The 13,288-nt window shown below is 37.7% G+C and carries 10 protein-coding genes and 1 pseudogene; 4 read left to right on the plus strand and 7 right to left on the minus strand.

The genetic code is table 11. The features are described from left to right. Positions 1-155 precede the first annotated feature (155 nt). The gene (gene tyrS, locus QL998_RS11235; RefSeq protein ID WP_182197489.1) at positions 156-1,355 is read left to right on the plus strand and encodes a tyrosine--tRNA ligase; all 1,200 of its coding nucleotides are present in this window, start codon (positions 156-158) and stop codon (positions 1,353-1,355) included. Between the two features lie 94 nt (positions 1,356-1,449). On the opposite strand, the gene ampE is transcribed toward tyrS, so the two are convergent. The 4 genes from ampE to folE2 all read right to left on the minus strand — a co-directional run bounded on the left by ampE (position 1,450) and on the right by folE2 (position 4,856). Further along, positions 1,450-2,394, minus strand: coding sequence for a regulatory signaling modulator protein AmpE (gene ampE, locus QL998_RS11240; RefSeq protein WP_182197490.1), 945 nt, complete (start codon positions 2,392-2,394; stop codon positions 1,450-1,452). Then, positions 2,395-3,102, minus strand: a complete 708-nt coding sequence (gene mtnN, locus QL998_RS11245) for a 5'-methylthioadenosine/S-adenosylhomocysteine nucleosidase (protein WP_290192699.1) — start codon at positions 3,100-3,102, stop codon at positions 2,395-2,397. Between the two features lie 122 nt (positions 3,103-3,224). Continuing rightward, a complete protein-coding gene (locus QL998_RS11250) occupies positions 3,225-3,821 on the minus strand; it encodes a DUF2726 domain-containing protein (RefSeq protein WP_024600757.1) in 597 nt (198 codons plus the stop codon). Between the two features lie 114 nt (positions 3,822-3,935). Continuing rightward, positions 3,936-4,856 carry a GTP cyclohydrolase FolE2 gene (gene folE2, locus QL998_RS11255; protein ID WP_076925249.1) on the minus strand — a complete coding sequence of 307 codons (921 nt, stop codon included), beginning with the start codon at positions 4,854-4,856 and terminating at the stop codon, positions 3,936-3,938. Between the two features lie 231 nt (positions 4,857-5,087). On the opposite strand from folE2, the gene arcB reads away from it, so the two are divergent. After that, positions 5,088-7,406 carry an aerobic respiration two-component sensor histidine kinase ArcB gene (arcB, locus tag QL998_RS11260; protein WP_182197494.1) on the plus strand — a complete coding sequence of 773 codons (2,319 nt, stop codon included), beginning with the start codon at positions 5,088-5,090 and terminating at the stop codon, positions 7,404-7,406. Positions 7,407-7,422: 16 nt separating this feature from the next. Here the strand turns inward: arcB and arcA are convergent, their stop codons facing one another. The 3 genes and pseudogenes from arcA to QL998_RS11275 all read right to left on the minus strand — a co-directional run bounded on the left by arcA (position 7,423) and on the right by QL998_RS11275 (position 11,382). Further along, positions 7,423-8,139: a two-component system response regulator ArcA gene (gene arcA / locus QL998_RS11265; protein ID WP_002962549.1), complete on the minus strand. Its 717-nt coding sequence runs from the start codon at positions 8,137-8,139 to the stop codon at positions 7,423-7,425. A 490-nt stretch (positions 8,140-8,629) separates the two neighbouring features. After that, positions 8,630-10,234, minus strand: coding sequence for an ATP-binding protein (locus QL998_RS11270; RefSeq protein ID WP_182197495.1), 1,605 nt, complete (start codon positions 10,232-10,234; stop codon positions 8,630-8,632). Next, positions 10,234-11,382: pseudogene (locus QL998_RS11275) on the minus strand (ISAs1 family transposase). Before QL998_RS11275 ends, QL998_RS11270 begins: the two are co-directional and overlap by 1 nt. A gap of 169 nt (positions 11,383-11,551) precedes the next feature. On the opposite strand from QL998_RS11275, the gene QL998_RS11280 reads away from it, so the two are divergent. After that, positions 11,552-11,899, plus strand: a complete 348-nt coding sequence (locus QL998_RS11280; RefSeq protein WP_016899519.1) for a hypothetical protein — start codon at positions 11,552-11,554, stop codon at positions 11,897-11,899. Between the two features lie 104 nt (positions 11,900-12,003). Beyond that, the gene (locus tag QL998_RS11285) at positions 12,004-13,242 is read left to right on the plus strand and encodes a TolC family protein (protein WP_165724380.1); all 1,239 of its coding nucleotides are present in this window, start codon (positions 12,004-12,006) and stop codon (positions 13,240-13,242) included. Positions 13,243-13,288 lie beyond the last annotated feature (46 nt).

The raw sequence follows: 13,288 nt of genomic DNA on the forward strand, positions 1-13,288 counted from the left end.
TAGTTTAGTTGCCCTAATAACTTAAAAAGTTATTTTAATTAGATAGAAATTTGTTATGTTAGCTACATATATATGTTCGGTTTAAACCTTAATAAAAACCGTGATTACAAGTAACTAGTCGCCCCTTCGTAGGCAGAATTTTGGAGTAATACAAAGTGGATTTACAAACCGCTCTAGCAGAGATAAAACGCGGTGCTGAAGAAATATTAATTGAAGACGAACTAGTTGAAAAACTAAAGTCGGGCAAAAAGCTAAAAATAAAAGCAGGCTTTGATCCTACAGCACCTGATTTACACTTAGGGCACACTGTACTAATTAATAAAATGAAAACCTTTCAGGATCTAGGTCATGAGGTTATTTTCTTAATTGGTGACTTTACTGGCATGATTGGCGACCCAACAGGTAAAAACGTAACGCGTAAACCACTTACTCGCGAAGACGTATTAGCCAATGCTGAAACATATAAAGAACAAGTATTCAAAATTCTCGACCCTGCTAAAACCACTGTTGCATTTAACTCTACTTGGATGGAAAAGTTAGGCGCTGCAGGTATGATAAAACTTGCTGCAAACCAAACCGTAGCGCGCATGCTTGAACGTGATGACTTTAAAAAGCGTTATGGCAGCGGTCAACCAATTGCAATTCATGAGTTTTTATACCCTCTGGTACAAGGTTGGGATTCGGTTGCACTAGAGTCTGATGTGGAGCTAGGTGGTACTGATCAGCGCTTTAACTTACTAATGGGTCGTGAGCTACAGAAAGTTGAAGGCCAAAGGCCGCAAACAGTATTAATGATGCCATTACTTGAAGGTACTGACGGCGTTCAAAAAATGTCTAAGTCACTTGGTAATTACATTGGTATTACTGATGTGCCAAACGATATGTTTGGTAAAATAATGTCAATTAGTGATGTGCTAATGTGGCGTTATTACGATTTATTAAGCGCGCTTTCTATTGAAGAAATTGCAGCTCAAAAAGAGCGTGTTGAGCAAGGTACTAACCCGCGCGATATTAAAATAGAGCTAGCTAAAGAGTTAATTGCTCGTTTTCATAGTGAATCTGATGCACAAGGTGCACATGATGATTTTATTCAGCGTTTTCAGAAAAAAGCATTACCAGATGAAATCCCTGAGCTGACAATCACTATTTCAGAAGATACTATTTTAATTGCTAACTTGCTTAAAGAAGCAAATTTAGTAGTTAGTACGTCAGAAGCAATGCGCATGATTAAGCAAGGTGCAGTTAAACTTAACGGTGAAGATAAAATCACTGATACCAAACTTGAAGTAGCAAAAGGTACAACGGCTATTTACCAAGTAGGTAAACGTAAGTTTGCAAACATCACTGTAGCTTAAATACAGTATGAAACTAAAAAACCAGCCTAGGCTGGTTTTTTTGTGCTTGTATATTGGGTCTGTAAATAGATACGAGGTAGTCACTAAATAGTCACTAAATCATTTTTAATATTTCAATACTTACAATTACTAACAACCAAAATGCACGGGCCTGATTTAACCTATTAATTATAACGGGCACATCCTCGGGGGTAGGTAGTCTATCAGTACCAATACGCATTTTATTAAAGCGAGTACCCAAATAAACCGCAGGCCCGCCTAGTTGTACACCAAGTGATGCAGAACATGTACTGAGTAGCCAACCAGTATTAGTTTGATAAAAGTGCCTGCCGTAATGTTTTATGTAGTGCATGCTTTGTTTGCTCGCTCTACTTGCTGCAATAGTTAAAGCCAGCAAGCGCATTGGAATATACTCAATAATAAACAAGAGAATTTTAAGCGGTTTTAAAAAGTAGCTATTTGGAGATATATCACTACGCCAGGCTTGTTGTATTAAAGTAAGTAATCGATAGGCGAGAGCAGCAATAGGGCCAAAGGCTAAAAATATAAATATAATTACGAAATAGTATCGAGCAGTGCGCAGTATTAAACTCTCAATTAATGCTTTGATAATACCAGGAGATGAAAGCCTATTAACTTCACGGGCAAGCAGTGGTTTTAGTAATTCGCGTGCCGTCGATTTTTGATTTTGTTTAGTTAGCTTTGCAATACGGAGCGCTTTTTTATCAATACTCTTACTTTCTAAGCATAAGTATAAAATAAGACCTGCGAGTAATTCAGGGTAAAAAGCAAACTCAAGCAATAACACTACTATAATGAGAATAACACTTAAAATGAGCGTGCTTGCGAGTATAGCTGCTAAATATTGATAGCTTTTAGGTTCTTTGCGTTTGTATATACGCTTGCCAATAGCACTAAAAACCGCGCTTAACGCTGTATTAGGATGATACCAGCTAACAAGAGGAATAAAGCGCTCAGCAAGGAGCGCTAGTATGAAGGCAATAAAGTCCAAGTGGTTTTGAACAATATTGCTAAGCATTTAAAGAGACACTGCAGTTAGCTTTTCTAAAAGTGCGACAACCATTTTAGATGAGTTGATTGATGCTGTTTCTAGGTATTCTTCAAATGATTGTGGTGACTCTTTACCTGCAATATCAGACATTGAGCGAATAACAACAAATGGCGTGTTAAGCGTAAAACACGTTTGTGCAATTGAAGCGCCTTCCATTTCAACGGCAAGCATTGTAGGAAAATCACTGCGTGCTTTATCAATACGTACTGGATCACACATGAAGGTGTCGCCAGTACAAATTAAGCCAACAAGTGTTTTAACATTACTGATTTGTTCGATTGTTTGTTGTGCTGCTTCTACTAATTTTGGGTGAGCTGCAAAGCCTGCTGGCATTTGAGGTACTTGGCCAATTTCGTAGCCAAAAGCAGTAACATCTACATCGTGGTGACGTACTTCTGACGAAATTACTACGTCGCCAACACTTAGTGATGGATCGAATCCACCGGCAGAGCCTGTGTTAATTACGCAATCAGGTTTGAAGTTATCAATCAGTAAGGTGGTTGCAATCGTTGATGCTACTTTACCAATACCAGATTGAACAAGTGTTACTGTGTTACCAGCCAATTCACCAGTATAAAAAGTGAAACCTGCTTTAGTTAAAATTTGTGGGTTTTGCATCGCTTCACGTAAAATTTTAACTTCTGGCTCCATTGCGCCAATAATACCAACATTCATAATGTTTAATTCCTGAGTTTGAATCACTTGATTATACGTGAAGTTAGTAATAAAAAACAAAAAAGCGAGCTTGTTTATGAGCTCGCTTTAAATACTTTTTAGGAGAGTATTTAATTTGGTTTTTAAATTTCAGCTAAAGCAGTTGTTTGTGCTTTAGCTTGAGAAGGTGAAAGTACCGCTGGCTTATGTGAGCGATTACGAACAGGGCGCTGCGTTTGTGTTGCTGCAGGCTTACCAAGTTTAAACATAATTGCATCGCGTACTTCAGAAGGACGGTAGCCCGATTTAACTTTCATACGAATATGTGGAATACCCGCAGACTCTAATGCACCGTTTACAAACCAATCGCGTTGAGCTTTGTGGCCATCTTTATTGGCATTGTTAACTAGGTCAACAGCCGCAACAATAGTTAGTTTTTCTTTGTCGATTAATACAAAGTCGAGTTGCTTATTTTTAGCTTTAGCTAAAGCAGCACGTTTAGATTTAACAGAAAGACCTTGCTTACAGTCAATAACGTCAATTAACTTAACGCGACTAACAACTTTATATTGATCGCCAACAGCACGCTCGAGAAGATTTAAAAAAGCGCCTTCAACCTGAGTAAAAACAGTTTGCTTGCGGGTAAAAGGATACGGGTTTCCGCCATCGTCATTAAATTTTGACGCAACAACAGAGGCCCCGACAACTAACACTAAGATTAATAATAAAGCGAATTCCATACGGTAACTCCATAACAACAAATTGACACTGCTCAAATAAAGCAATTTACGTGCCTAAAAAGTATGGGTTATAAAATAAATACCGTTTGTTTTAAAAGTAAAACTACGCAGCAATTAAGCTTTGTAGCCACTTTCAATGCCTTTAACCGCAATAGCTACAGCATCGTGTGCATGTAGTGATTCATAATGGTTTATTTGCAGCCAGTAGTCGCTGTAATTACCATCCTCCAGCAATGCTTTTATTTTACGTGCGGCATCTTCACAAAACATCAGGTTTTGACCATTTAAACGGGCAAATTCTTGCTCGTCTTCGCGTTTTACTGCCGCTTGTACAGGCGTTTTAAGTTCTGCTTCAAGGGTATTAATTAGCGTCACAACGTCAAATTCTTGAATATTGCTATCAAGCTTTACTTTTACGTTTGCAATAGAGCGCTGCGAGTGAGGTGTCGCTACAATACCTTGTGTAGTGCCTAGCCACTCGTGGACATCTTTTTGGCTTAAGGTTTCTTGATTAAACTTTTCGTTAAACGCATTTTGTATAAGCTGGCGCGCAAGTGCCGCAGAGCATGGGCACGTTGAAGAATAGGTAACATCTACGGTTAGCTCGTAGCTAATAATGTTATTTTCAATTGTACTGGTAAGTACAACTGGGTAGCTTTTCCAGCCCGCTTTACCACTTAATAGTGATTTACGGCGTAGCGGTAATTCAAATTTAAATTCAATTTGTGCTTTATCGCTTAGCCCTTCGTGGCTAGTTATAAAGGTATCGAGTGCTTGCGCTATTGTTTGCGGATTAACTTGCTGCTCGGTTGAAAGCAGGTCAAGTGCCAAAAATAGGCGTGACATATGAATGCCTTTGGCATCTTCTTTATGCAAATTAACAAATGCACGGGCTTTAGCGTTTACTGTTACCGGTGATAAGTCTCGCGATTCAAAAATAAATGGCAGTTCGATTTCGCCCATGCCAACCCAGTCTAATTTACCTGTTTGTAAAGCGGGTGCTGTGTCTGCTATATCTGGCATATTGGTTTGCATGTGCGCTACTCGTATTTGGAGATAATAAAGCGGGGCATTTTACACTAAATAATTTATTGCTGAAATGATGAGTTGAGGAGAGAAGCAAAATCAAACATGAAAAATTCTGTTTTTATCGCACAACATGAATATAGGGAGAAGAAAAATGCTAAAATCTGGGTAAATGGTATGTTTATACATGCGCATTGCCTTCTTTATATTTAAGCACACAGCTAAGAGATAAAATTACGTATGACCGATTATTCTTTGAGCCCATGGGCTCGGGTACTTTCCAGCTCAATAACGCGATTTGGTGAATTTAAAACCGCAGCTATTTGTTACACCTTATTTTTAACTGTATCTCTTATTTTATCGAGCATGTTTTATTATGTAGCGATTGGTGAATTGCATCTTGTTGATATTTTGGCTGTGGTGTTTTTTACTGCTGTGGTTTCCCCTTTAATTATAAGTGTATTGCTTAATTCAATTCGCCAATTAGATGCATCGTATGCTTATTTAGATAGCGCAACCAAACAAGAAAAGCTTCTAAATCAAACCTTAAAAGATAATATTAGTCGTCTAAATATTGAAATTGATGAACGTAAAATGGCGTTTCATGCCAAGCACCGTGCTATTGAAGAGTTACGACGAGAAATTGCTGAACGTAAAAAAACTCAACAAGAACTTGCTCAACAAAGTATGTTGCAACGCTCAATAGTTGATTCATCTCCTGATTTATTTTATTACCGCGATAACAACGGTGTATTTGCCGGTTGTAATAAAATGTTTGAAGAAGTAATGGGAAAATCAAGTAGCGAACTAATTGGCAAAACGGTTGAACAGATATTCCCGAGTCATTTTTTAGCTGAGGTTTTAGCAACCGATAAAGAAGTAGAGCAAAGCCATAAAGCGCTGACTATAGATGTAGGCTATGAAGTGGACGGTGAAACACGTTGGTTTGAGCTTCGTAAATTACCTTTTATAAATGATGACGGTGACTACATTGGTTTACTGGGTTTTGGTCGTGATATTACTAGCCGTAAAGAAGCAGCTCAAGCACTTGAAACTGCCTACAAAGATAAAGGTAAGTTTATTGCTACGCTAAGCCATGAGCTGCGTACTCCGCTTAATGGTATTGTTGGTTTAACACGAATGCTGCTTGATACTGATTTGAATAAGCAGCAGCGTAGTTGGGGTAATACTATTTTTTCGAGTGCTGAGACACTCGGTAATATTTTTAACGATATTATTGATTTAGATAAAATAGATAGAGATCAGCTCGATATAGCGACCAACTCTATAAATGTGTCAGACTTTATAAACGATGTAGTTAACTTTGCGGGTTTAATAGCAGAGCAGAAAGAACTTGAGTTTGATATTAAGCGCAATGGCATGCTTGATATTTATGCTCAGCTCGATCCAACTCGACTACGCCAAGTTGTTTGGAACTTAATTAACAACGCAGTTAAGTTTACTCAACAAGGAAAAGTAACACTCGAATGTAGCCGAGAAAATCGTGTAGAAGGCCCATGGTTAGTTATTAAGGTATCGGATACTGGTCAAGGTATTCCACCCGAGCAGCTTGCCCATATATTTGATATGTATTACAAAGCACCGGATTTAAAAGGGACTAACGCGATAGGCTCAGGTATTGGTTTAGCTGTAACCAAGGCACTTGTAAGTGCAATGAAAGGGATAATCACAGTCAATAGTACTGAAGGTGAGGGAAGTTGTTTTACAGTGCAAATACCGCTTAGTTTATGTATTGCACCTACAGAGCAAAGTTATGTTGGCCGAGGCTTGTATATTTTACTAGTGGAAGATGTGCCTCTTAACGCCGAAATTGCTACAAACTTATTAGAGCAACGCGGCCATGAAGTTTTATGGGCTGAAACCGGTGAGGATGCACTTTCGTTTGTTGAAACCGAAGATGATCTCGACTTAGTTCTACTTGATATGCAGTTACCAGATATAAACGGTGACGTGGTTGCTAAGCAAATACGTTCAGATAGCCATTTTGATAAATTACCAATAGTTGCTTTAACAGCTAATGTACGTAGTGCTGAAAAAGAGCTTGAGGGTATATCAATACAAGGCGCACTGGCTAAACCAATTAATACAGTCAAGCTTGATAAAATGCTGGCTGACTTATTTGGCATTAAGCAAAGTGAATGCTCAGAACCACAACTTAAAGTGAGTGAAGAAGCACTTGAAGGTATTGATGCACACCTATTAGATATTGAAACAATAGAAGACTTTGTAAATTCAATGGGTTTGGTCGTATTTAGGCGCAGTAGTCAGTTATTCGAAAAGCTAAGTCCACAATATCAGCAAGAATTACTTACTTCATTAACTGCCGGTGATAGAGAAGAATATGAATCAGTGGCACATAAACTTAAAGGTGCGGCTGGCTCAGTAGGTCTTAATGATGTGCAGCTTCATGCCAAAGTAATGGAGCATGGTGCAATAGATGAATCTGATGAAGTTTTAAAGAAGTGGTTAGATGTTCTAGCAGATAAAATAAATGAAGGACAAAAAGCCCTTCATTTATTTTTACAGCAATTAGAGTGAAACTAATTAGCTCTAATTAAGCGTCAATTTTACCAATGAAACGGTAACCTTCACCATGGATGGTGCTGATTAACTCTGACGTTGAGTTATCACTTTCAAAATGCTTACGAATTCGACGAATAGTAACATCAACAGTACGGTCATTTGCACGAAGCTCACGTCCTGTCATGTGTTTAATTAATTGCTCACGGCTAAAGATACGACCTGGAGAATCAAGCATTAAACGAAGTGCTCTGTACTCACCTTTTGGTAAACGCTTAGCGTCGCCATTTGGAGAAGTAAGACAACGGCTATTTTCATCAAGTTCCCAGCCGTTAAATGTAATAACACCATTTGTTTCTAGTGCTGACTCTTCACCGCCTAAAGCAGTACGAGTAATAAGGTTGCGAGCTCTAATAGTTAATTCACGTGGGTTGAATGGCTTAGTAACGTAGTCATCTGCGCCAATTTCAAGACCTAAAATACGGTCAACATCATTGTCACGACCTGTTAGGAATATAAGGCCCACTTTACGCTTTTGGCGTAATTCACGGGCTAAAATAAGACCGTTTTTACCAGGAAGGTTGATATCCATAACTACAAGATTAACGTCATCGTTATTTGTAAGCTTGTCATGCATATCATCGCCATCAATGGCTTCAATAACTTTGTACCCTTCAGCTTCAAATAAACTAACTAGGTTCAGTCGAGTTACGTCTTCATCTTCTACGATTAGAATGACTGGCGTTTGCATTATTAATTAACCTTTTGGAATATTTTATTTATAAAAAACCGGTGATGAACTTATAACCGATTACTAGAGATTATAGGATTATACCCATTTGTTAACAAGGAAAAAACAAATTGGATAAAAATAAAACAGCAGGGTGTCCAAAGTCTACTAAAAAGGGCAGTGCAAAAACTACTGTTTAATTGATATATACGTAGATGTAGTCATTTGAATCATAAAGTCGAAGCCATTTCCCTTTAATAATTGATACATCATTCAATCAAGCAAGGTATTTAAAATAATCAGACTAATTCAAAGCAAAACTATATCACTTTCTAACTTTTCATCAATATATGTGATACAGCAAAGATAAAAAAGTTCATAAATCGCTTGGTAATATTTATTTAAGGTAATTAAATAATGTTACGCGCTTATCACATGCCTCATTAATGAGGTCATTAAATGCTAATTCAAGGATAAATTTTAAATATATGTACTTTTTAGTGATCTTTATTTAAGGAATAGTAATTATAAAGCGAGCACCGTGTTCTTCTTCAAGATCAAACATAATTCTTCCACCAAGTGCCTGTGTTACTAGGTTGTATACCAAGTGCATCCCTAAGCCGCTTGCACCTTGTCCACGCTTTGAAGTTACAAAAGGGTCAAAAATTCTATTTTTAATGTTTTTATCAACGCCTTGGCCATTGTCAGAATAAACGATTGTTAATACCTTCCCTACCAGCTCTACGTCAAAGCGAATTTCGTTGTTTTCTTTACCTATAAATCCATGAATTACAGAGTTTATAAGTAACTGTTGAAACACCTGCTGTAGAGGTTCTGACTTACTGTGAATGATTAAGTCGTTCGGACAGTTAATAGTAACGATAGGCTTTTTAGACAGTAAATCAGATTGAATTGATGTTAAAACGTCAGTTATTAATGTATGTACATTAATATAGGTATTAACACCGTCGTCTTGGATTACGGCTACTTTTTTAAAGTTGGATATAAGGTCTGCGGCGCGATTTAGATTACGATAGATTAAATCTAAGTTTTCAATACCTTCATCTATAAATCGTTTTAAGTGGTTAGAGGTTAGTTTTTTATCATTAAAGCTTTGTTGTATATCTGCTAGCTTATCTCGTAGTAATGTAGAACCTGTAATACCAAGCCCTATTGGTGTATTCACTTCATGTGCAACACCTGCCACCATTTGCCCTAAAGACGCCATTTTTTCGTTTTCAACAATTTGTGTTTGATATTGGTGCATTCGCTCAAGGGTTGATAATAGCTCTTGATTTGCCTCTCTGAGAGCAATAGTTCGTTGACTTACTTTTTCTTCAAGACTTTGGTTGAGCTGTTTTATTTCTTGTTTATCTTTTTCGTGGCGCTCAAGCTGCTTTTTGGTACGTGCAAGCATGATATTTAAACTATTTGAAAGAGCGGTTATTTCTTTTACATCGGTTCCTGGCGCGCGTGTATCATAGTTATGATTTTTAGATACATCCTGCAATAGCATGCTTAGCTGTTCTATTGGCTTAGCTATACGTCTTTGAACTTTTATAGCAATAAAGTAAACAACTATCAAAATTAATAGCGTTAATAGCACATCTATTAATATTTTCCTTTCAATATAAGTTTCTAAGCTTTCGAGACTTCCTCGCATGTATACATAACCGACCAACTGTTCGTTATCGTAAATAGGGCGGGTTAGTTCAATATTATCGCTCGTAATTCGTGGTGTTTTTAGTTTATCAACACTGTCTATTCTTAACGGCACTGGAGGCGTTTTTTTTGCATTAAAGCTAATAAAAAAAACAGGTTTTTTTGATGCTTTTTCTATTGAATAAATATGTATGTTTTTGACAAGAGGGATGTTTTCAAATGACTTAAGGCGTTTTTCTTCTGTTTTTCTATCATCTTCAACTACTGATTTACCAGCATCAAAAGCTACAATTTCAGAAAGTATGACGAGTTTATTAATGATTAATTGCTTTTGCTCTTTTACGCTTAAATAAGTAGATATCGAAATAGATAGCGACAAGCAAATAGCTGTAATAAGCATAATTAAATTTATGAGTGCTTTGCGAATGCTACTTTGATGAACTTTTTTAGGCATTATTTCCACGGCTGGCGCATTTTAATCCCAGGTTCTAACAGGGTTGAACGATAATCATCGTCTAGCCCTGCCATTTTCTTTTTCCTCGCCATACTTGCTGATTTAGTTGTATCTCGCTTAAATAACGCCATGGCTATTTTTCTCATGACGTTAAACACAAGCGGTCCTTGCTTCTTACGTATTCTCGATTCATCTTCCCTAAAATTCATATCCAACATCCAATGCATACTTTCAACCTGCCAGTGGCTACGTACCGCATTGAGCGATTGCTCTGCATCTAGTGCCAACGAACTAATATACCAACGGGTTTCTATAGTGTCTGTACCCGCCGATTTATCGTGAACTTGTGCGGTGACTTGAATAACACTCTTTAAACCATACCATTGGTAAGTTTTGCCTAACCAACTTTTATCAATAAGTAATTGCTGACAAGTTCTTGTTTCAATGCGCCCATGCCCTGAGCTGATTTCGGCATGTTTATCATAGTTACTCTTGGTTAATCCTTCGCGCTCATTCTTATGCCACCAAGCTTATAATTCAATCTGCATACCCGAGTGGTTGCCCTTTAGCGCCAGAATATAATCCGCTTTCTGCTTAATTATTTGTTTAGCAATTTCTTGTTGGCACCCCATTGCATCAAGCGTGATAATACTATTTTCAATATCCAACAGGGTAAGTAATTCAGGAATTGCGGTGATTTCATTTGTTTTGCTATCAACGGCTGTTTGCCCTAACACTAATTGGTGTTGGCAGCTCCATGCGCTGACGGTATGTAAGGCACTTTTTCTATCTTTGGTTGTAAATGAACGACGTGCTGTTTTTCCATCAATGGCAATGATATCAGCACCAGTGGTTTCAATAAGTGATGATATCCAAGATTGAAATGAATGCTCTATTTCATCTGATTTTAACCGACAAATGACACGGGCAATGGTGTCGTGTCTTGGGATACCCTCTTTGAAAGCGCCATATTTTTTTAACCAATCAAGTTTTAGATGCCCAAAATCTTCAATATCCTCCCATCCTTCTGCGCCGGAGAGTACAGCACTAATGGCTAAGAGGAGAATATCGATAAGTTCATGCTTTTTACAGCGTTCAATGCGAGGATCGGTAATTGAATCAAAGTGTTTCAGAAAAGTAGCGCTCATATTAAGTGACCAAGGTGATTATAATGCCTTGATCTGATCGCTACTTGTTCTAGAAGTTCAATTTATAATGATCTTGCCGTGGATTGTCCTGTATAAACTACTTAATTTGATTGACTTGAGTGGGTTTCTTGACTACCATGTTTTTTAAAATTTTGATGTTAGAGTAAAAATGAAAAATACTTGGATTAGTTTGTTAGTAGTACTATCGATTGCATTGCAGTCGTTTGCTTCTGTGGCTAATTCAAATGAAAGTCATCAGATTGACTCTCTACATATTCAAACAGAACATTCCCATGATAGTGAAGATATTGAACTTTTCGATGAATCATCTGACACTGAACATAATATTAAAGATTGCCATCATTGTGGTCACTGTCAAGGCACTCACACACAGTGGGTTGCCAGTAATAAATCTACACTACAGACCCCTAAACTTATTATTACAAATCAATATTTTTATGCTGTTCATGTAGATAAAATATTCACTGAAGAACCTATACGCCCCCCAATCGTTTAATTTAGTTTTAAAGCTATATTCGTAACAAATTTATTCTTAACTAGCGCTTAATGTAGCCTAGTTGGTTTAGTTGCGGCATTTTATTATTAAATTAAGAGATTATTATGAAATTTTTCTCAGCAAAATCTACTGGAATCGCATTATTTATCGGCTTTTCAGCAAGTTTATCTGTTAGTAGCTTCGCTTTTGCTAAGCCAACGCTATCGAGTGACTGGCTCGATCGGCAAATCAATAAACACCCTGATATTGTCTCAGCACGTGAACTCATGAATGCTGAATTTTCCAAAGCACAGGGCAGTAAGTTACCACTTTACAACCCAGAACTATCGACAGGTTACGAGCGTGAAGGTGACGGAAATAATTACAATATTGGTATTAGCCAAACGATTGACTTGTGGGATAAGCAGGCTGTTAATGCTGCTATCGGCGATAAAATATTAACGGCGGCCAGTAAACAATTCACTTATGCGATAGAGCAGAAAAAAGCACAAGCCTTAAAAGCACTTATTAATTGGCAACTTGCCATGGATAAGTCGTCACTTGCTTTTGAACAAGAGCAACAGTTAGAAACCTTGCTTAAAATTGTAACTAAAAGGCAGAAAGCTGGCGATCTTGGTCAGGTTGATGCTGAGTTAACTTTCTTGAATTTGTCGCAAATGCTTAATAAAACGGCCCAAATACAAGCACAGTTAACACAAGCTCAAGCCAAGGTTAATGAGTTGTTGCCTGATTGGCGTCCTGATACACAAGCATATCCAGAGCAGGGCTTAGGCGTTACAAACTTTCAAGTAGCTGAGCAGTGGTTAACGCAGCACCCGCAAGTATTAGCCTCTCAAGCACTGTGGCAAATGCAAAAAAGTAAAGCTCAATATGCCATGCTTGAAACCAAAGCCGATCCTACCATTGGAATTAGTACCGGAAAAAATGATGTCGATAATGTTGTCGGAGTTACTTTTTCTATGCCGTTAAATATTCGTAATGATTACCAAGCTAATGCCAAAGCACAAAACCAACAAGCTATCGCCGCAGAAGCAAATTTTCGTTCAGTAATGCGTAAGCAAAAGTATTTGATACAGGCAAGTACTGCCTCACTAATCTCTAATAAAAAATACCTTGGCCGTTGGCAACAGTTAATGCAAGGACGCGGCGAACACAGCGCGCAGTTATTGCAAAAACAATGGCAAGTAGGTGATTTAAATACCTCGGATTATTTATTGGCATTACAACAAAGAGCGGAAGGTTTATACGCGGGCATTGAATTACAAGCCCAGTTCAAAATAAGCGAAGTGCAATGGCTACTCGATGTAGGCCAATTAAATGCGGCAACTAAGCTATTAAACTAAACCTATTATATCACTTTACGCGGCTTGATGAGCGTGAATTGTTACA

Origin of the sequence: Pseudoalteromonas sp. APC 3691 (assembly GCF_030408135.1) — a bacterium.
GTDB lineage: Bacteria > Pseudomonadota > Gammaproteobacteria > Enterobacterales > Alteromonadaceae > Pseudoalteromonas.